The sequence below is a fragment of the Alphaproteobacteria bacterium genome, from assembly GCA_037200005.1.
Taxonomy (GTDB): Bacteria; Pseudomonadota; Alphaproteobacteria; order UBA9219; family RFNS01; genus JBBCGY01.
On the sequence record JBBCGY010000001.1, the window covers coordinates 475,261 to 492,968 of the forward strand.

21 protein-coding genes and 2 tRNA genes are annotated in these 17,708 nt (G+C 58.6%); 10 read left to right on the plus strand and 13 right to left on the minus strand.

Annotated features, from left to right (window positions below):
• Positions 1-101 precede the first annotated feature (101 nt).
• Positions 102-761, plus strand: coding sequence for a hypothetical protein (locus WDO70_02575; GenBank protein ID MEJ0062096.1), 660 nt, complete (start codon positions 102-104; stop codon positions 759-761).
• 10 nt (positions 762-771) lie between these two features.
• On the opposite strand, the gene WDO70_02580 is transcribed toward WDO70_02575, so the two are convergent.
• On the minus strand, positions 772-2,004 hold the full coding sequence (locus WDO70_02580) for a methyl-accepting chemotaxis protein (GenBank protein MEJ0062097.1): 1,233 nt from the start codon (positions 2,002-2,004) through the stop codon (positions 772-774).
• 105 nt (positions 2,005-2,109) lie between these two features.
• On the minus strand, positions 2,110-2,376 hold the full coding sequence (locus WDO70_02585) for a hypothetical protein (GenBank protein ID MEJ0062098.1): 267 nt from the start codon (positions 2,374-2,376) through the stop codon (positions 2,110-2,112).
• Between the two features lie 196 nt (positions 2,377-2,572).
• Here WDO70_02585 and WDO70_02590 point away from each other — a divergent pair.
• Both WDO70_02590 and apaG read left to right on the plus strand, forming a co-directional pair.
• A tRNA-Gly gene (locus tag WDO70_02590) sits at positions 2,573-2,643 on the plus strand.
• 105 nt (positions 2,644-2,748) lie between these two features.
• Positions 2,749-3,141: a Co2+/Mg2+ efflux protein ApaG gene (gene apaG / locus WDO70_02595; protein MEJ0062099.1), complete on the plus strand. Its 393-nt coding sequence runs from the start codon at positions 2,749-2,751 to the stop codon at positions 3,139-3,141.
• A gap of 3 nt (positions 3,142-3,144) precedes the next feature.
• Here apaG and WDO70_02600 read toward each other — a convergent pair whose 3' ends face one another.
• Both WDO70_02600 and WDO70_02605 read right to left on the minus strand, forming a co-directional pair.
• Positions 3,145-4,029, minus strand: a complete 885-nt coding sequence (locus tag WDO70_02600; protein ID MEJ0062100.1) for a transporter substrate-binding domain-containing protein — start codon at positions 4,027-4,029, stop codon at positions 3,145-3,147.
• A 107-nt stretch (positions 4,030-4,136) separates the two neighbouring features.
• Positions 4,137-4,412: a hypothetical protein gene (locus WDO70_02605; protein ID MEJ0062101.1), complete on the minus strand. Its 276-nt coding sequence runs from the start codon at positions 4,410-4,412 to the stop codon at positions 4,137-4,139.
• Positions 4,413-4,693: 281 nt separating this feature from the next.
• Here WDO70_02605 and WDO70_02610 point away from each other — a divergent pair, with 281 nt between their 5' ends.
• Positions 4,694-5,350 carry a helix-turn-helix transcriptional regulator gene (locus tag WDO70_02610; GenBank protein MEJ0062102.1) on the plus strand — a complete coding sequence of 219 codons (657 nt, stop codon included), beginning with the start codon at positions 4,694-4,696 and terminating at the stop codon, positions 5,348-5,350.
• Between the two features lie 19 nt (positions 5,351-5,369).
• On the opposite strand, the gene WDO70_02615 is transcribed toward WDO70_02610, so the two are convergent.
• Entirely contained in the window at positions 5,370-5,762 is a 393-nt protein-coding gene (locus tag WDO70_02615; protein MEJ0062103.1) for a hypothetical protein, read from the minus strand.
• A 24-nt stretch (positions 5,763-5,786) separates the two neighbouring features.
• Between WDO70_02615 and WDO70_02620 the strand changes: the two genes are divergently transcribed.
• The 3 genes from WDO70_02620 (at position 5,787) to WDO70_02630 (ending at position 7,740) form a co-directional block, all read left to right on the plus strand.
• Positions 5,787-6,338, plus strand: coding sequence for a hypothetical protein (locus tag WDO70_02620; GenBank protein MEJ0062104.1), 552 nt, complete (start codon positions 5,787-5,789; stop codon positions 6,336-6,338).
• Between the two features lie 16 nt (positions 6,339-6,354).
• Positions 6,355-6,600 (plus strand): hypothetical protein, encoded by a 246-nt coding sequence (locus tag WDO70_02625; protein ID MEJ0062105.1) that lies wholly within the window; start codon positions 6,355-6,357, stop codon positions 6,598-6,600.
• A 174-nt stretch (positions 6,601-6,774) separates the two neighbouring features.
• Complete coding sequence (locus tag WDO70_02630) at positions 6,775-7,740, plus strand: KpsF/GutQ family sugar-phosphate isomerase (protein MEJ0062106.1); 966 nt, start codon at positions 6,775-6,777, stop codon at positions 7,738-7,740.
• A gap of 19 nt (positions 7,741-7,759) precedes the next feature.
• Here WDO70_02630 and WDO70_02635 read toward each other — a convergent pair whose 3' ends face one another.
• From WDO70_02635 to WDO70_02655, 5 genes are all read right to left on the minus strand, one after another.
• Positions 7,760-8,554, minus strand: a complete 795-nt coding sequence (locus WDO70_02635) for a hypothetical protein (GenBank protein ID MEJ0062107.1) — start codon at positions 8,552-8,554, stop codon at positions 7,760-7,762.
• Between the two features lie 104 nt (positions 8,555-8,658).
• Positions 8,659-9,468, minus strand: coding sequence for a 3-deoxy-8-phosphooctulonate synthase (gene kdsA / locus WDO70_02640; protein MEJ0062108.1), 810 nt, complete (start codon positions 9,466-9,468; stop codon positions 8,659-8,661).
• A gap of 44 nt (positions 9,469-9,512) precedes the next feature.
• Positions 9,513-10,268 (minus strand): CDP-diacylglycerol--serine O-phosphatidyltransferase, encoded by a 756-nt coding sequence (gene pssA, locus WDO70_02645; protein ID MEJ0062109.1) that lies wholly within the window; start codon positions 10,266-10,268, stop codon positions 9,513-9,515.
• 1 nt (position 10,269) lies between these two features.
• On the minus strand, positions 10,270-11,232 hold the full coding sequence (locus WDO70_02650) for an NAD(P)-dependent oxidoreductase (protein ID MEJ0062110.1): 963 nt from the start codon (positions 11,230-11,232) through the stop codon (positions 10,270-10,272).
• A 25-nt stretch (positions 11,233-11,257) separates the two neighbouring features.
• The gene (locus tag WDO70_02655; protein MEJ0062111.1) at positions 11,258-11,944 is read right to left on the minus strand and encodes a phosphatidylserine decarboxylase; all 687 of its coding nucleotides are present in this window, start codon (positions 11,942-11,944) and stop codon (positions 11,258-11,260) included.
• Positions 11,945-12,187: 243 nt separating this feature from the next.
• Between WDO70_02655 and WDO70_02660 the strand changes: the two genes are divergently transcribed.
• The 3 genes from WDO70_02660 (at position 12,188) to WDO70_02670 (ending at position 13,514) form a co-directional block, all read left to right on the plus strand.
• Positions 12,188-12,580 carry a hypothetical protein gene (locus tag WDO70_02660; GenBank protein MEJ0062112.1) on the plus strand — a complete coding sequence of 131 codons (393 nt, stop codon included), beginning with the start codon at positions 12,188-12,190 and terminating at the stop codon, positions 12,578-12,580.
• 103 nt (positions 12,581-12,683) lie between these two features.
• On the plus strand, positions 12,684-13,265 hold the full coding sequence (locus WDO70_02665; GenBank protein ID MEJ0062113.1) for a TIGR00730 family Rossman fold protein: 582 nt from the start codon (positions 12,684-12,686) through the stop codon (positions 13,263-13,265).
• 172 nt (positions 13,266-13,437) lie between these two features.
• Positions 13,438-13,514: transfer RNA gene (locus WDO70_02670), tRNA-Met, on the plus strand.
• 96 nt (positions 13,515-13,610) lie between these two features.
• On the opposite strand, the gene WDO70_02675 is transcribed toward WDO70_02670, so the two are convergent.
• From WDO70_02675 to WDO70_02685, 3 genes are all read right to left on the minus strand, one after another.
• Complete coding sequence (locus WDO70_02675) at positions 13,611-14,021, minus strand: hypothetical protein (protein MEJ0062114.1); 411 nt, start codon at positions 14,019-14,021, stop codon at positions 13,611-13,613.
• A gap of 69 nt (positions 14,022-14,090) precedes the next feature.
• Positions 14,091-15,518, minus strand: a complete 1,428-nt coding sequence (locus tag WDO70_02680) for an HlyD family type I secretion periplasmic adaptor subunit (GenBank protein ID MEJ0062115.1) — start codon at positions 15,516-15,518, stop codon at positions 14,091-14,093.
• Positions 15,508-17,652 carry a type I secretion system permease/ATPase gene (locus WDO70_02685; GenBank protein MEJ0062116.1) on the minus strand — a complete coding sequence of 715 codons (2,145 nt, stop codon included), beginning with the start codon at positions 17,650-17,652 and terminating at the stop codon, positions 15,508-15,510. The genes WDO70_02680 and WDO70_02685 overlap by 11 nt, the downstream gene beginning before the upstream one ends.
• Positions 17,653-17,708 lie beyond the last annotated feature (56 nt).

Consider the following 17,708-nt stretch of genomic DNA (forward strand, 5'->3'; position numbering starts at 1 on the left):
ATTAAGACATTACCTGAATTGCGATTGGCATTTCTGGGCCGATCATGTATCCCCAAGATAAGACTTTCACGATGCTCATGATTATTTATAGGAGGAAGATTATGAATAGGAAAAATGCGCTGATTTTATCCTTGGCCCTGGCGGCGACAGCGGCTTGTTCGAAGGCCGAAGACGCGATTTGCGACAGAATTCCCGAAGGCACTTTCGACGGCGTTCCGCTTTCGAAGCGAGGAGCTTATGTTGGCGCGCCTCCCGTTTTGCTGGGCAATGAAAACGAGAGTTACGTCACGGCGCAGCCGGGCCAGGAGCCGATGCTTGTCGAGATGACGGAGTATGTCGCCCAGCAAAGGCTCGAGGAGCGTGAGATCGGCGCGTCGGAGCAAGGCCATTTCGATATGTATGAAAACCGCTATCGCGGAAATGGCAGGCCGGTCCAGAACGGGCTCTACAAGCTTGAGGATCAAGGCCCGTTGGGCTTTTCGACTTTGAGCAGCGGCGAACTTCGGATTATGTTTCCGACGGCTCCTGCTTCGCAAGCATGTCCTGAATTCGAGAAGCTGCCTTCGGAAACGAAAGTCTTGCTTTTCATCGACACTTGCAGGGATGACGAGATTTACGCCATCGCGACGAAAAAGGAAGTTCTCGGTTTCTTCCCGCCCATATCGCCGCATGACATGTCGCCTATTCCGGGCACATGCGCCGCCATCGGCCCGCAGCGCCCCAATCCGCTGGTCTGCAAATTTTCGGATCTGGCGTTGTAGTCATTCGCCCTTACGCCAGCTGCGCCAAAAACTTATCGAGCTCGCTGCGCATTTTGGCCGACTGGCTGCCCAGCTGCTCCGAAGCTTCCAGCAGATCGTTCGCGGCGCGCATGGTGCTTTCGGCGGCGCGGTCCACGGTGGTCACGTCGGTGACGACGGTCTGGGTTCCCTCGGCGGCCATCTGCACGCTGCGGCTGATTTCGCCAGTCGCGGCGTTCTGCTCTTCGACGGCGGAGGCGATGGTGGTCGAGATTTGCGAGACTTCCTGAACCGTGCTGGCGATCGAGGTGATGGCGGTCGCCGCCTCGCTGCTGGCGTTCTGGATGGCGGTGATCTGCGCGGTGATGTCTTCGGTCGCGCGCGCGGTCTGGTTGGCGAGGTTCTTGACCTCGGACGCGACGACCGCGAATCCCTTGCCCGCTTCGCCCGCCCGTGCCGCCTCGATGGTGGCGTTGAGCGCGAGAAGGTTGGTCTGGCCGGCGATGGCTTGAATCAGATTGACGACATCGCCGATTTTCTGCGCCATTTCGGCCAGCCGCGTCACGGTGGTGCTGGCGACTTTCGCCCGTTCCATCGCGTCCTGGGCGATCTTCGCGGCCTGTGACACCCGCTGGGCGATTTCCTCGATCGAGGCGGTCAGTTCGACGGCGGCGGACGCGACGGTTTCCACGCTTTGCGCCGCGCTTTCGGTGGTGGAGACGGTCGAGGCGACCTGCTGCTTGGTCTGGGCGACGTTGGCGACGACGGTCTGGGTCGAATTTTGCACCACGATGGCGGCTTCATTCAGCCTGGAGACCGACACGCCCATGGAGCTTTCAAGCTCCCGCGCCATGCGCTGCATCGCTTCGCGCTCGCGCAGCGTCAGCTGCGCCTGCTGGGCTTCCGCCGCGCTGAGCATCTTCTCGACCGTCTTGGTCCGGAAATGGTCGAGCGCCTTGGCGACCTGTCCCATTTCGTTGGGCTGGTCGAGATAAGGAATATCGGCATCCAGATCGCCGTCCGCGATATTGTCGATGCCTCTAATCAGGCCGTGGATGGCGCGCATGATCGAATGCGCGATCAGCCGGGAAAAGAGCAGGGCCGCCAGCACCAGGCCGCCGGTGACGCCGAGATCGACATACAGCTTGTGGATGTCGTCTCCGCTTTTCTCGATCAGGAGCCAGACCAGCAGCGCGATGGGCGCCAGGAACAATATCGATAGAATCGAAAGCTTGCGGGCTATGGACATATGGCCGAGTGACATTGAAAACACCGTGGCAAGGCTGACGGGAAGCGAGATCAGGGCTGGCCCGCATTCTCGTCAAACTTGCTTAACAACGGGTTAAGTCGCCTCGGGGGGGATTCAGGATTAGCGGGCGCGCGGGCCGCTATCGCCTCTGGTCGAAAGGTCGATGAATTGGCCGCTGGTGCCGGAATTGCGGGTTTTCGCCGGCGCGGCGGGTTCTTCTTTGGACGGGGCGGTGATTTCCTCATGAATCCGCTCGACCTGGCGCACGGCATAGACGCCGATCCGATTCCAGTTCGTGTGCAGCGACACTTCGAAGGCGCCGACGAACAGAACCTGCACCTGAGCGATGCTTAGCATCAGAAATATCGCTGCGATCACGCGGTCCATGATATGCGCCCGACGAAAAATGCGTTTCTGAAATCGATTCGATATGCTGCACTGTAGCAGACTCGCGCTTAAGGTTCTGTTAAGCTTTGCGGCAATTTTATCGGCATTTATTCAAAAAACGGCCTGACGCAATCTTCCCATCCGCGTCCCGCCCCCACTTGGAAAAGAACCGCTTCGCGGGTATAGTTGCCGCCGCGCGGGTGTAGTTCAATGGTAGAACATCAGCTTCCCAAGCTGAGAGCGAGGGTTCGATTCCCTTCACCCGCTCGGATTCAAATGACGGGGGCCGGATGACAGAATGTTCTGGCCGATAGAGTGCGCTGTGTTAGCATAACGCCTTCTGGCATCTGAAATCTTTTTTCCGGCATCCGCATGTATCATGCAACCACCCACAATATCCGCATTTCCGTCCGCGTCGCCTATCTGGAAGATCGCTCGGCGCCCGCCGACAGTCATTTCGTCTGGGCCTATCATGTGCGGATCGAGAATCTCGGCGGCGAAACGGCTCAGCTGATCAGCCGCCACTGGCGCATCACCGATGCGAAAGGCGAGGTGCATGAGGTGCGCGGGCCCGGCGTCGTCGGCGAGCAGCCGACATTGGAGCCGGGCGATTTCTTTGAATATACCAGCGGCACGCCGCTCGCCACGCCTTCGGGCATCATGCAGGGCAGCTATCAGATGGAAAACGAGCGCGGCGAGACGTTCGACGTGCAGATTCCGCCCTTCTCGCTCGACAGCCCGTATCAGCCTGTCCGCCTCAACTGAGAATTACTTCCCCGCCGCGTCTTCGTAAGGCGGCTTCGCGCGCAGGAATTCGCCGGGCGCGACCTCATATTTTTGCAGTGTCTTCTCGACGAAGCCCGAGGACAGCAATTCCTTGCCCGCGGTATTGAGAAAATCCCGCAAGGCATGATCTTCGGGCAGCACCATATAGGTTTCCTCGAACACCCGCAGCGGCCGGGCGAGCGGAATTTTCTTCAGCTTGCCGGGATTGCTCTTGTCATAGGGGTCGAACAGCGCGGGGGACGAGATCACGACGTCCGCCTTGCCGGTGGCGACGCTTTCGGTCATGAGCGTGATGTCCGCGGTCTGCGGCAGCGACAATTCGGAGGATTCGGGAAACTCGATCTGACGCACGCTTTGCTCCATCGAGCCATCGATGCCAACGAATTTGATCGCCGGCTTGTTCAATTCTTCAAGCTTGCCGATGAAGCGCTGCTCGTCCATGCGCGCGTATGCATTCATGCTGCTGTAATAGAGGGGCATGGAAAAGATGGCCTCTTTGGCGCGTTTCGCGCCCGACCAGATTGCCGAGCAGTACGCGTCGAATTTTCCGGCCTTAAGGTCGGGAATGACGGTCGCGTAACTTGTCGGCGCGGTCCAGACGACCTGAACGCCCGCCAGTTCGGCGATCTTTTCCGTCAGCTCGTACCACAGGCCCGAATAGGCGCCGGTATTCGGGTCTTTCACGAAATAGGGCGGCGCTTCGATGTATCCGCAGCGCAATTTGCCGGTTTTATTGACGCGCTCCAGCGCGGTTTCGATATGCGTCGCGACGGCCATGCTGTCGCGAGAGGGCAATACCAGATAAGCGCCTAAAGTTCCGGCGAGCAGGGAGATCACCAGGGTGGCGACAATTTGTTCGTAACGCATGGGAAAACCGGGGGAATGGGGGCCAGGGGAATGGAGGCGGGAGACGAATCATAGGGCCGTCCGTCGTCTCATGTCATCTTATTTCTGGCGCGGAGCGGACGAGCGGTTTATTCGGCGTCCGAGAAAGCCGATTCGGGAAGCTGATCGACCAGATACCGCACGGCTTGCTCGAATTGCATGGAGCGCAGCAGGGCCAGGTTTTCGATATGGAAACGGTCGAGGAAATCGCGTTTCACGGCGCTTTCGTCGCGCTGCATTTCCTCGGCGACCAAATGCACCAGCGCCGTCAGCGAGGTATGCTCGGTGGTTCCGATCGGGCGCATAACGCCAGCATGATCTTGCTGCGCTGCAAGAGAAGCGAAAGATTGTTCCATGCGATCCATGTCAGTTTTTCTTTCGCGAAGTTAACCATAGTGCGGCTTGGGAACAATATCGTCCTACAGGCAACTGATTTCAAAAAAGTCAAAACAGCTTCTTCCTGCTTATGTTATACATGCCAATAATAGGAAATAAAATACTTAATTTTGTTTCATGTCTTTATTTTTGTCGGAATATGTCCAATTCTGGTTAATTTGTTACCCGTATACGAAAGTAATTTGTTCTTTGACTGAATACCTTTTTTGGGTAATAAAAGTGTCTATAGATAATTGTATAGAGATTTCTCATGATCACTGCTCCCCAGCTTCGCGCCGCCCGCGGTATTCTCGACTGGACCCGCGCCGATTTAGCGAAGGCCGCCAATGTTTCGCCGGAAACGATCAAGAACATAGAGCACGGCACCTTCCGGCCCCAGGAAGCGACGGCCGAAGCCATCATTCGCGCCTTCGGCTCGCATGACGTCACCTTCACCGAAAATGAAGGCGTGCAGAAGAAAAAAGATCTGGTGAAAACCTTTACCGGCGGTTCGGGTTATAAGGATTTTCTCGATCACATCTATCTTTCGGTGCAGAGGAATCGCGACGACCGCCTGGCGACGCGGCAGTTTAATTACAGCGACGAGATCATCAAAACCTTTGCCGACGACTTTTCCGGCCCCCATCTCGAGCGCATGCAAAGCATACCGGGCCTGGACGCCAAATGCCTGGTGCCCGAAGGCGACTATAACTTTCCCGCCAGCCACTGCGAATACCGCTGGCTGAAGAAGGTCCATGCCGGCGCGATCCCGTTCTATCTGTACGGGAATAACGTCTCCATGGTTAGCGACCGGTCGGATAAGGAAATCGTGTTTATTTCCATCCATTCCGAATTACTTGCTAGTCTATTCTATAGCAGGTTTGATATGTATTGGCAGGAAGCGGCTATTCCGCCGAAGCGCGTTTGATAAAGATTTTTCAGGTAATTTAATGGCCCGAGCAAAAAGACCTAAGGCTACGCCCCTTGAGCAGGATATTGTCCAGCTTGTCGACTTTGCTTCGATAAACAGACAGCATCGCGAAGCTCTGGGCCAGCTCATGCAGCAGCAGGCGGAAGCGCATAATGCCCGCCTTAAGGATAACTGCGCCGAAGCTTTGGAACGGGAAATCAACGATGGTCGGGCTCGGGCATGCTTTATCGAACTTCAAAGCCCCAGCAAGCCCGAGGGCGAAATCGTCGGGCTGATGACCTACACTTTTGCCGTCACCGATATAGGCCGCTCTCTCTATCTTGAAGACATGGTCATCCATAAAGACTTCCGTCATGTGGGCATCGGCTCCGCGGCCTTGTTCAAACTGGCCGGACGCGCGCTGACTCATAATTGCCGAGGCATAAAATATTCCGTGGGAAGGAAAAACAAGCCTGCGCTCGGCATGTATAAAAAATTCTCGCCGGAAATAGATTTCGAGAACAGGAATTCCATCCTGTATTTTCACGAAGCGCAGCATGTTAACGAAAATACCGTAGATGAGCTCGAAGAACTTGGCAGCAACAGAAATGTTCGCCTGGCAAGGGAAAGCGACAGGCCGGCGCTCGAGAGCTTCCTGCGAAATCATTTCTCGCTTAACGGCGATCAGGCTGAACTGGCCGTGGCGACCGCTCTCTATGGCCAAACCGCCAAGGATCGCAGCGAGAATCACTTTTGCATCGTCAGCACCGATCAGGAGAGCCAGAAAATCGATGGCGTCATGATCTGCTCGCGGGGATTGTCGACCTTCCTTGTTCGTCCTACGACCCATGTTCAGCTTTTGAAATTCAACGACGATGAGACTCTGAGGCAGGTTTTACCGGCCATGCTGCATGCCGCGACATCCGAACAGCTTTCTCGCGACGGCGGCACGGCCTTATATATTCATACCGATTATATGCCGAAAAAACACCTACGATGCGCTTAAAAGTGCTTGTAAGCGCATGAGCGCCAAAATCCATCGTTATGGCGATTGGGACATGATTGCAGGAACATTGGTCAGCCGCCCTGCGCGCGCGCTGATGATGGCCTCGAATCAAAATGCCACGGTTATCGAGCCCGCGCCGGTATCCACGCCCATGCCTTTTGCTGCGGCGCCGGATCGCGGCAGCTCTCCCCGCGCGGCGCCTCCTCCGGGAGGACAGCGCGGCGTTGCCGCCAGCGGCGCCGGAGGAGGGCCGCGCGGATAAACCCTTCAAGCGAAGGGTTGTCGTCGCGGCATATCCGCAAATAAATAATTGTCGCTGCCTCGGCCCGAAAAAGGGTATAATCGCGGCAGTTTTGTAATCGTCGCAATTTTTGAACGGCGATGGGTTTGTATTCGTGATGGATCGGCAATGACTCAGCAAAAAGTGCGGCGGCTTATGGCTTCGCAAGACGATTTCACCGCATCAGGTCTGCGTGTTCTCGCCGCCGAGGCCGAGGCGCTGCGCGCGCTGGGCGCCGCGCTCGACGGCAATTTCTCGCTGGCGGCGCGGAAGATCGCCGATGCGAAAGGCCGCGTCGTCGTTTCCGGCATGGGGAAAAGCGGTCATATCGCCCGCAAGATCGCGGCGACATTTTCCTCCACCGGCACGCCTGCGCTTTTCGTCCATCCCGCCGAAGCGAGCCATGGCGATCTCGGCATGGTCACGCATAAAGACATCGTCATCGCGCTGTCCAATTCCGGCGAGACCAACGAACTCAGCGACCTGATCGCCTACACCAGCCGTTTCGATATGACCCTGATCGCGATCACCAGCGGCGCGGGCAGCGCGCTCGCCGAGGCCGCCGATGTCGTGCTGCTATTGCCGAACGTGCCGGAAGTGTGCCCCATGGGCCTGGCGCCGACCACCTCGACCACGATGATGTTGGCGCTCGGCGACGCGCTTGCCATCGCGGTGCTGGAACAGAACGGATTCACCGCCGACGATTACCGCAACGTCCATCCCGGCGGCAAGCTGGGCAGCAAGCTCAAGCGCGTCGCCGACCTGATGCATGGCGCGGACGAATTGCCGCTCGCGCCGCCGGACGCGATGATGGCCGACGTGCTGATGATCATGACCGAGAAGAGTTTCGGCTGCGCTGGAATCGTCGATGAAGACGGCAAGCTGCTGGGCATCGTCACCGACGGCGATTTGCGCCGCCATATGGGAAGCGAATTGCTGACGCAGCCGGTGGGCGAGGTCATGACCCGCAATCCCATGACCATCGAGGGCAGGGCGCTCGCCGCCGAGGCGCTCAATATCCTCAACGCCAAGCGCCGCACGCAATTATTCGTCGTCGACGCCGGCAACAAGCCGGTCGGCCTTATCCACATCCATGATTTGCTGAGGGCGGGAATCGCTTAGGGCCGCGATCGAGGCGATGTTACGGGCCGGAATTACGCAGCCGGCGCGCGCTCTCGAGATTGCGACGAGAGTTGTAATAAAAATTCCGTTCCATTTGGGTCATTCCTTCTCCGCCCGCGTCCTTCCATAGCCGGGCATGGGGCTGCTTAACCTCGAAGCGCGTGGCTTCTTCCAGTTTCTCTTGGGCGTCCTTGGCAGGCTGTGAATCCGGCATGGCGCGCGCCGCCACCAAGGTGAATGCCTCCAGTTTCTGAGATTTATTGACGACCGGCAGGCTCGCCGCGTTGAGGATGGGGCCTAGCAAGCTTTGCTCGACCTCCGAGCCGGGCTTGACGCGCTCTGCCGTCATCATCAAGACGACGAGCTCATAATAAGGATTGTTGAAGGCGCGCACATTTTTGAGAATCTTTTCCGCCGCCTGCTGGGCGGGATCGGAGCCGGCGGGAACAAGCAGCAGCGCTTTGGTGAGATAATCGACGCGCATCCCGGCATCGGAAACGAGATCGACGTGTTTCACCATGATGCCGACGGCTTTGTCCCGAAACTGTTCCCGATCCGGTCCGGCTTTCTCGGAGGTCATGGCGTCGGCGACGAAGCCAAGCCATGTCATCGCTTCGAGGGTGCGCGCCGGATGCGCGGCAAGCTGGTCCAGCGTATCGATAAGCGTATCGGCCGAATCCATTTGCCGTTGGTTGACGACGCGCTTGAACATCGCCGTCACGGCGGTTCTCAGGGCTCGAATCTCGCTGTGCGCGCTGGGCGGTTTCGCCGCGTCGGAAGAGTGTCCGGCCTTCTGCTTTTTCGTATGGGGCATGGCTTATCCGTTTCCGTATAATATTTCAGCAATAAGCCTGCATCCTATAGGCGAATGCATGAAACTAAAAAACAAAAATCCGCCAGGCCGTATGTCGGCGCAGGCTACGCCGCGACGGGATTGCGCTTGGCGATTTCGTCGAATTCCAGAAGCATCTTAACCAAGGCGGGCATGGATTTGAGCGGCACCATGTTCGGTCCGTCCGACGGCGCGGCGTCGGGATCCTGGTGGGTTTCGATGAACACCGCCGCGACGCCGACCGCGATCGCGGCGCGGGCCAGCACCGGCACGAATTCGCGCTGGCCGCCGCTGCGGTCGCCCTGGCCGCCCGGCTGCTGTACCGAATGGGTGGCGTCGAAGACGACTGGATAGCCGGTTTCCGCCATGATCGGCAGCGCGCGCATGTCCGAGACCAAGGTGTTATAGCCGAAACTCGCGCCGCGCTCGCACAGCAGGATGCGCTCGTTGCCGGTGCTGGCGATCTTGGCGGCGACGTTTTTCATGTCCCACGGCGCGAGAAACTGGCCTTTCTTGACATTGATCGCCCTGCCGGTTTTCCCCGCCGCAAGCAGCAGATCGGTCTGGCGGCACAGAAAGGCGGGAATCTGCAGCACGTCGACCGCTTCGGCCACGGGCGCGCATTGCAGGGCGTCATGCACGTCGGTCAGAACCGGCAGATTGGTTGTCTCCCGGACTTCGGCAAGGATCGGCAGCGACTCCGCCATGCCGAGGCCGCGCTCGGTTCTGACCGAGGTGCGGTTGGCCTTGTCGAACGAGGTCTTGTAGATGATGTTGATGGAGAATTTTTGCGCGATCTCGGCCAGCGCCGCGCTTATTTCCAAAGCGTGCGCGCGCGATTCGAGCTGGCACGGCCCGGCGATGATGCTGAGCTTCGCGTCATTGGCGATCGTCATGTCCGTCCCGTCGGGACGCTGTAATTTAACCTGGTGCGGCGTTGTCATTCGGGTTCTCGCTTGGCATGTTGCCGGAATTGCCACCAGCTTAGCGGCAGCGTGATGATATACAGCAAATTCAAAAGCCCCAGCGTGCGCCATGGATTGGTGACCAGCTGCGCCGCGAGCAGCCCGAAAGCGATCAGGATCGGCACGATCCAGCTTTGCGGCACCCGGCGGCCTTTCAGCGAGAAGGTCGGCAGCCGGCTGACCATCAGGCCGCCGAGCAGCATCAGCCACACGGCGATGACTTGCGGGATGCGCGGCAAATCGCTTTCGAGCGCGAAGCTCCAGACCATCGGCATGATCGCCAGGCCCGCGGCGGCGGGCACCGGCACGCCGGTGAAGTAATTCTTCTGCCAGGACGGGACATTCGGATTGTCGAGCATGGTGTTGAAGCGCGCCAGCCGCAGCGCGGCGCACAGCACGAAGGCCAGCACCGCGAGCCAGCCCAGCCCTTCGCCCTCGTCCAGCACCCATTGATAGAGCGTGATCGCCGGGGCGAGGCCGAAACTGACGAGATCGGAAAGGCTGTCGAGCTCGGCGCCGAATTTGCTGGTGATGTTCAGCATGCGCGCCACGCGCCCGTCGAGCAGATCGAAAATGGCCGCGATGATGATGGCGATGACCGCCGCTTCCCACTGTTCGCGCAGCGCGAAGCGAATGGCGCTCAATCCCGAGCAGAGCGAGAGCAGCGTCAGCACGTTGGGAAGCAGCCTCGTGAGCAGCATGCCGGGCCTGTGTTTGGATTGTATCAGCATGTCATGCCGCCTTCGCGTATTTTTTGTATTCGGGGTTGACGATATAGGGATCGTCCTTGCCGGTCATCAGATTGATCACCGATTGGGTTGCCCAGTCGCTCGCCAGCTTGTTGGCCTGCCGCGTGTTAAAGGCGATCGAAGCGTTGGTCTTGATAAACTGGCCGGCCGGACAGCCCGCCGGCGCTTTGAGATCGACATGATCGCCGGCAAAGAAAATCTCGCCCCTGGCAAGGCGCGCCAGCAGGGCAGCCGAGTCGATCACGCTATCGTCGCATGTATTCACTAGCCCGGCGCCGGACTTCATCTTGTTCACCTGGGAGGCCGTGATTAATCCCGCGCCGGATTTCTTGTCGACATGGATGGTCAGCACGTCGCTTTGCGTCACCAATTCGTCAATCGTGACGGGCTTGAGGCCGTCTTGCGCTATGCGCGGGCTGTTGGAGCGGGACGAAACGATAACCCTGAACCCAAGCGTCTTGAGCATGGACGCGACTTTTTGGCCGATGAAGCCATAGCCAAGCACGCCGACCGTCATGGCGGAAAATTCATCGGCGATATAAAAATCCTTGCCACCTTGCATGGTAAGCTGCGGAATGCGTCGCGCCAGCATTAATATATATGTCAGCGCGAACTCCGCCACGGCGGATGCGTTGGCTCCGGGACAATTCGTGATGGCGATTCCGTTTTGTGTCGCGAAATCGGCTACCGGAATAAACGCGCCGTAATCCGCGCCCGTGAAGCTGATGACTTTCAGATGTCCGGCCCCCGCGCGGATGACCGGCTCGGTGACCTGCTCAACTCCGCCCAGAATATAGCCTTCGCAGCCGCTGATGGCCTCGACGAGTTCGGCTTCGGTTGCTTTAACTTTATCAAGCCGCGTCGGATCAAATCCCGCCGCTTTCATCTGCGCGACATGTTCGTCAAAAACGAACAGGCTGTCGGTGATTAAAATTTTCCGGGGCATTAATTTTCCCCGCGGGCTGAAAAACTCATCGTGTCACCTCTGTGCGCGCAGACGCGCCGCCGACGCAATCGCCCAGCACGGTCTCGCCGCCGATCATGGTTTGCCCGACCGCGACCAGGGGCGCGACGCCTTCCGGCAGATAGACGTCGGCGCGGCTGCCGAAGCGGATGATGCCGTAACGCTGGCCGGTTTCGGTCTGCTGCCCTTCCTGCGCGTAGCAAAGGATACGCCGCGCGATGAGGCCCGCGATCTGCACCTGGGCGTAATCCTCGCCCGACGGCGTTTCGATCACCAGCGCCAGCCGCTCGTTATGCTCGCTGTCCTTGTCTCCGGCATGGAGGAATTTTCCCGGATGGTAGATTTTTCTGGCGATTTTTCCTGCGGCGGCGATGCGGTTCACATGCACGTCGAACACGCTCAGGAAGATGGTGATCCGCGTGCGCGGCTTATCGCCGAGTCCCCATTCCGCAGGCGGCATGATCTCGGCGATGGCGGTGACGCGGCCGTCGGCGGGCGCGACCAGCAATCCCTCGCGCGCCGGAACGACGCGGTCGGGATCGCGGAAGAAATAGACGCAGAATAAAGTCGCCAGCCCGCCGATGGCGCCCAGCGGCCACGCCAAGGCGCCCAGCGCCAGCGTGGCGATCCCCGCGACGGCGATGATGGCATGCCCGGCGGGATGCAGGGCGGGGATGGGGAAATAATCTGACATGACTGACCGGCGGTTGGTTATTTGCTGGTTAAGAACGTATCGAGCCCAGTTTATAGCGGTTTTTAAGCGGGTGTTAAATGGCTTTGCGTATCATCTGTCTTTTATTAGTGCGTCAACTTAAAAACCGGAAGAAAGCCCTGTCGACTTTTTGTTTGTTTCCAAAATGTTGCATGAGAGATGCGACGGGGCTTTCTTCCAGTTTTTAAGCGGACTGACTATAGCGATTTTTCCGGGTGATTGGCCGTGGGCGAGCTATTTTTGCCGCAAAATGACGATCTTGCGCCGACCCGCGCCGTCGCGCGCTTCTGCAAGGGCGATTTCGAGCTGGACGGGCTTCAGGTCCATTTCGCCCAAAAGCGGGTCAGGGGCGCGACGGAACTGCATTTCGAGGCTAAAGTCGGCTATCTGCCCTTTACCGTCGAAGGCCATGACCGCCGCATGATTTTGCTCGATATCATCGCCGGGGCTTCCAGGCTGGACAAGGCCCGGTTCCGGGTCGACGGCCATTCCTGCATCGTGCTCGAAGCCGACGCGCCGGTTGCCTGCGAGGCCTCCGACGCGGATATCATGGGTGCGCTGATCGATTTTTACCGGGAGGCCCGGCCTTTTTTGCAGCTTATCGGCGGACACTTGTAGGAACAGACTCTATTCTGGCGTCTAAACTAATTTTAACGAATCCCGTTCTATGATGATCCCCATGTCCTTTCGGATTCCCTCGTCTTAATTCAGGATCAGCGAAGTGCCTATCGATTCAGTGTGCGTTTATTGCGGCTCGTCCAATCGCGTGGACGAGGCATATAAAGATGTCGCCCGCGCCGTAGGCAGGGGCCTGGCGGAAAAAGGCAAGCGCATCGTCTATGGCGGCGGGCGCGTCGGGCTCATGGGCATCGTCGCCGACGCGGCGCTGGCGGCGGGCGGCAAGGTTACCGGCATCATTCCGGAACATATCCAGAGCCGCGAGGTCGAGCATACCGGCCTGACCGAGCTGATCGTCGTCGCCGACATGCACACCCGCAAGCGCATGATGGTCGAACGGTCCGATGCGTTCGTCATCCTGCCCGGCGGATTCGGCACGCTCGACGAGACGTTTGAAATCCTCACCTGGAAACAGTTGAATCTCCATGCCAAGCCCATCGTGATTTACAACGCGTGCGGCTATTGGGATCATCTTCTGGCCCTTATTCGCGGCCTGGTCGATGCCGGCTTCGCCCCGCCCGCCAATCTCGATTTGTTTGCCGTCGCCGACACGATGGAGGCGATGTTCGCCGCGCTCGCCCGTGCCGAGCCGGTCTCGGGCGACGTGGCGTCGAAGTGGATGTAAGGCGCGAATAGCGGATATCAGGCCGCGATTTGCAAGAAATTTCCTTTGAAATCGCCTGTTTTGCCAGCCAGGGCTGCGCTGTCAGCTATCATGCTTGACAAAGGATCGCGTTTAGGGCGACAACAGCGCCTCTCTAGATGCTGGCGCTCTTCGCTTGGCATTATATAGGTGACGCGGGGTGGAGCAGCCCGGTAGCTCGTCAGGCTCATAACCTGAAGGCCGCAGGTTCAAATCCTGCCCCCGCAACCATACAAACTTTAAGTCCAGCGTTTCTCTTGCAATGCGAAACGCCGCTCTCCGGATGACGGAAAGCGGCGCTGGAAATGCATTCGGCCTTGCTGAAAGCTAATTCGGGCCATAATCGATAACGGCCTTTTGCGACGGCGCCGTGAGAGACTGCCGCTCCGGCGGCGCAAGGCAGGCGCCGCATTCCTGCTCGCGTTGCAGATAGACCGGATAATTCGCGGCCGCTTTGACGACCTGCGCCGGATCTGCCGCGATTTCTTCCCTTGTCTTGGCGCGATATGCCACGAATTGAGGACTGACATAGGAAACGCCGAAGCTATTCTTGCCCTGTGCCGCCGCAGCCTGGCGCGCCATCTCTCGATAACGCTCGATAATTTCGCGGTCCACATATTTGCGCGATTCCGCATCGAGCGCGGCAAAATGCGGGCCATGATCTTGCCGTGTCGCCTCGGCAGCCTCTATCTGATCCGTTGTGAAGCTCACCGATGCTTCGGATGCCTTCTTAACCATGATGCGTCTCCCTGTTGATGGAGCGACTATAGCAAATAAAGAGGCTTGCATGCAGCAGGATCATTACTTTCATCTCTCGCGCATTGCCTCCTGCCCATGTTTGGCGAGCGGAGAGAGAAGATATTCGATGATGCGGCGGGTGCCGGTTTTGATTTCGGCGGTAACGGCCATGCCGGGCGATAGATTGACCAGTCTTCCATCGACATCCATTTGCGTGCGGTCGAGCGATACGCGGGCGGCATAGACCAGTTCCTGACCCTTCGGCTCGCTGGATTCGCTTTCCGCTCCCGCTGATTTTCTGTCGGTCGTATCCGAAGGCTTCTGCCGCGCAATGGCGTCTTGGGATACGGACATCACCCGGCCGTTCAGAAGCCCGTATTTGGTGAAGTTGAAAGTATCGATCTTGATCGCGACTTCCTGTCCGGCCTGGACGAAGCCGATATCGCGGTTGGAAACCATCGCTTCGATTTCGAGGCCGCTATCGGCCGGCACGATGGAAAGCAGCGCCTGCGCGGGGGTCACGACGCCTCCCTCGGTATGCACGGCCAATTGTTGCGCCGTGCCGTCCACGGGCGCGACGAGGGTTTGCAGCTTCGATCTTTGAGAAGCCTGGATCAATTGCTCCTGCAGGCCCGCGGCCTTTTGCTCGGCTTCGGCGAGATCGTGCAGATTGTTGCGGTGATACTCGGCCTCGATCTGCCGTCGCTGTTCCTTGAGGGCGGCCAGCGCCCCGTTGGCTTCCGCCAGCCGGCCCTGCTGAACCTTTAACTCGTTTTCATGTTCGCCGAGATCTTGCCGGGCCGCAAGGGCATCCAGCTTTGAGCCATAGCCTTTCTCGGCAAGTTCATGGCGCATTTCATCGCGTTGCTTCAGCAATGGGATGGATTGTTTCAGTTTGCCGATGGTCGATTCTACCGCCGTCTTATTGCCCTCGCTTTGCGCTATTTGCCTGTCGATTCCGTTCAGCTTGGCGTGCATTTCCTCGGCTTGATTGGCGAGCAGTCTTTGCTGCAGGAGGATTTGCTCCTGCGGCGCATCGGCGGGAGCGATGAATTCGCTCGTCAAATCCGGCTTGCCGCTTAACATGGCCTTCAATCTGGCAACGTCGAGTTTCGCGACAATGACTTCCTTTTGCAGCCGATCCCGCTCCGCTTCGTTGATCGTCGGGTCGATTTCGATAAGGACGTCGCCGGCCTTGACCTGCTGGCCGTCCCGCACGCGAATGGAGCGTACGACGCCGGTTTCAAACGGCTGGATGGTTTTCGTCCGCTCGGTCGGCATAATTTTGCCGGAAGCGGTAGCGATGATGTCCACGGTGCCGAAGCTGGCCCATAGCAAGGCGATCAGAAAGAATGCGATGATCGTTCCGGCGATGGCGCGGCCCGCAGGGGACGCGGGTGTCTCGACGATCTCCAGCGCGGCGGGCAGGAATTCCGTTTCGTCGTTCCGATGCGCGATAAAGGGAAAAGACAGAACTTTGGCCTGTTCAGACGACATGCAAGCCTCCCTGCAGGCGCAATAACGAGGCGTAGCGCCCGCCGGTCTTGACCAAATCCTCATGACGGCCGTCTTCGACAATGCGGCCCTTCTCGATGGTGATGATGCGGTCGCAATGCCGCACGGCGGAAAGCCGGTGCGCGATGATGATGACGGTGCGCCCCTTGACGATATGGCGCATGTTCTCCTGAATGACTCGCTCGCTCTCGTAATCGAGGGCGCTGGTCGCTTCGTCGAAAATCAGAATGCGCGGATCGGCAATCAGCGCGCGGGCGATGGCGATGCGCTGGCGCTGGCCGCCGGAAAGTCCCGCGCCGCGTTCGCCGACATGGGTGTCATAGCCTTGCGGCAATTCGAGAATGAATTCATGCGCGCCCGCGAGCTTTGCCGCCTGAATGACGCGCTCAATCGGCGTTCCGGGATCGGCTAGCGCGATATTATCGCGGATCGAGCGGTTGAACAGGACATTCTCCTGCAACACGACGCCGACTTGCCGCCGCAATCCCGAAACGTCGATCATGGATAAATCGACGCCATCCATCATGACGCGCCCGGCTTCCGGCGTATAGAGGCGTTGCATCAATTTCGTCAGCGTCGATTTGCCGGAACCGGACGGGCCGACGATGCCGACGACTTGTCCCGATGGAATGGCGATATTGATGTCGCGCAGAATTTCAGGGCCGTCGAGCCGGTAACGGAACGTGACATGCTCGAAAGCGACCGCGCCTTTGATGGCGGGAAGCGCGGTGCGCCCCGGCGTAAATTGCGGTTCCGGATGCGTATTGAGAATATCGCCAAGCCGGTCGATGGAAATTTTCGCTTGGTGAAAGTCCTGCCAGACCTGGGCCAAACGCAGGACCGGCTGCGAAACCCGCTGCGCCAGCATGTTAAAGGCGACCAGCTCGCCGACGCTCAAATCGCCGTCGATGACGGCCTTGGCCCCAAAGAACAGGATCGCGGCGGTGACGAGCTTGCTGACAAGCTGAACGCCCTGGCTTGCCCAATTGCCGAGATTGAGGACCTTGAAGCTCGATTGCACGTAACCGGCGATTTGCTCCTCCCAGCGCCGCTGCATCTGCGGCTCGACGGCCATCGCCTTCAAGGTTTCGATGCCGGTGATGCTTTCGACCAGGAAAGACTGGTTCTCCGCGCCGCGATTGAATTTCTCATCGAGGCGCTTTCGGAAGATTGGCGTGACGGCGACCGAGATCGCCACATAGACCGGAAGCGACGCCAGCACGATGCCGGTCAGAAACAGAGAATAATAAGCCATGACGGCAAGAAAAATGATCGTGAAGAAAAGATCGATCACCAGCGTCAGGGAGGAACTGGTCAGAAAATTGCGGATATTTTCCAATTCGCGGACGCGCGCGACGCTATCGCCCGCGCGGCGCGATTCAAAATAGGCGATCGGCAGTGCCACCAGATGCCGGAACAGCCTCGCTCCCAATTCTACGTCGATGCGGCTGGTCGTGTGGGAAAAGACGTAAGTTCGCAGCGCCGTCAGAACGCTCTCGAACACCGAGACGGCGACGATGCCGATAATCAGCACGTCCAGCGTCGTCAGGCCGCGATGCACCAGCACCTTGTCGATCACGACCTGGAAAAACAGCGGCGAGATCAGCGCGAAAAGCTGCAGGAAGAACGAGGCGATCAAAACTTCCGCCAGCAGGCGGCGGTATTTGTGCATCGCCTGCAAAAACCAGGTGATGTCGAAACGCCGCGCCAGATCGCTCAAGCCCGCGCGGCGAGTCATGAGAATGATTCTTCCGGTCCATTGCGCCTCGAATTCGGCGCGGCTCAGCATTTGCGGCTGCGCGGCGGCTGGATCTTGGATCAGGACTTTATCTTCGCCCATCTTGGCGAGAATAAGAAACTTTCCGTCCTTGCATTCGATCATGGCCGGAAGCGGCGTTTTTTCCAGCCGATCCCAGCGGCTATCGATCGTGCGCGCCTTGAGCTTCAGCGCGTTCGCCGCGCGCAGCATTTCGGAGACGCCAAAGGCGTTTCCGAATTGATGGAGCAGTTGTTCCGGGTTGACGGCGATGCCATGGAAGCGGGCCAGCAGAACGAATGCCGCCGTCCCACCGGTGAAGGCGGATCGCGTGACGTTATCGGATTCGGGCGGTTTCATGTCGCGCTATGATTTTATCTATATGGAGGCTGTGGATAACTTTGTAGCCGAAGCCA

What these genes read in the sequence shown, in the direction of transcription:
- WDO70_02575 (MEJ0062096.1), top strand. Translation starts at nt 102, where the DNA reads ATGAATAGGAAAAATGCGCTGATTTTATCCTTGGCCCTGGCGGCGACA.
- WDO70_02580 (MEJ0062097.1), bottom strand. Translation starts at nt 2,004, where the DNA reads ATGTCACTCGGCCATATGTCCATAGCCCGCAAGCTTTCGATTCTATCG.
- WDO70_02585 (MEJ0062098.1), bottom strand. Translation starts at nt 2,376, where the DNA reads ATGGACCGCGTGATCGCAGCGATATTTCTGATGCTAAGCATCGCTCAG.
- apaG (MEJ0062099.1), top strand. Translation starts at nt 2,749, where the DNA reads ATGTATCATGCAACCACCCACAATATCCGCATTTCCGTCCGCGTCGCC.
- WDO70_02600 (MEJ0062100.1), bottom strand. Translation starts at nt 4,029, where the DNA reads ATGCGTTACGAACAAATTGTCGCCACCCTGGTGATCTCCCTGCTCGCC.
- WDO70_02605 (MEJ0062101.1), bottom strand. Translation starts at nt 4,412, where the DNA reads ATGGATCGCATGGAACAATCTTTCGCTTCTCTTGCAGCGCAGCAAGAT.
- WDO70_02610 (MEJ0062102.1), top strand. Translation starts at nt 4,694, where the DNA reads ATGATCACTGCTCCCCAGCTTCGCGCCGCCCGCGGTATTCTCGACTGG.
- WDO70_02615 (MEJ0062103.1), bottom strand. Translation starts at nt 5,762, where the DNA reads ATGAGTCAGCGCGCGTCCGGCCAGTTTGAACAAGGCCGCGGAGCCGAT.
- WDO70_02625 (MEJ0062105.1), top strand. Translation starts at nt 6,355, where the DNA reads ATGAGCGCCAAAATCCATCGTTATGGCGATTGGGACATGATTGCAGGA.
- WDO70_02630 (MEJ0062106.1), top strand. Translation starts at nt 6,775, where the DNA reads ATGGCTTCGCAAGACGATTTCACCGCATCAGGTCTGCGTGTTCTCGCC.
- WDO70_02635 (MEJ0062107.1), bottom strand. Translation starts at nt 8,554, where the DNA reads ATGCCCCATACGAAAAAGCAGAAGGCCGGACACTCTTCCGACGCGGCG.
- kdsA (MEJ0062108.1), bottom strand. Translation starts at nt 9,468, where the DNA reads ATGACGATCGCCAATGACGCGAAGCTCAGCATCATCGCCGGGCCGTGC.
- pssA (MEJ0062109.1), bottom strand. Translation starts at nt 10,268, where the DNA reads ATGCTGATACAATCCAAACACAGGCCCGGCATGCTGCTCACGAGGCTG.
- WDO70_02650 (MEJ0062110.1), bottom strand. Translation starts at nt 11,232, where the DNA reads ATGCCCCGGAAAATTTTAATCACCGACAGCCTGTTCGTTTTTGACGAA.
- WDO70_02655 (MEJ0062111.1), bottom strand. Translation starts at nt 11,944, where the DNA reads ATGTCAGATTATTTCCCCATCCCCGCCCTGCATCCCGCCGGGCATGCC.
- WDO70_02675 (MEJ0062114.1), bottom strand. Translation starts at nt 14,021, where the DNA reads ATGGTTAAGAAGGCATCCGAAGCATCGGTGAGCTTCACAACGGATCAG.
- WDO70_02680 (MEJ0062115.1), bottom strand. Translation starts at nt 15,518, where the DNA reads ATGTCGTCTGAACAGGCCAAAGTTCTGTCTTTTCCCTTTATCGCGCAT.
- WDO70_02685 (MEJ0062116.1), bottom strand. Translation starts at nt 17,652, where the DNA reads ATGAAACCGCCCGAATCCGATAACGTCACGCGATCCGCCTTCACCGGT.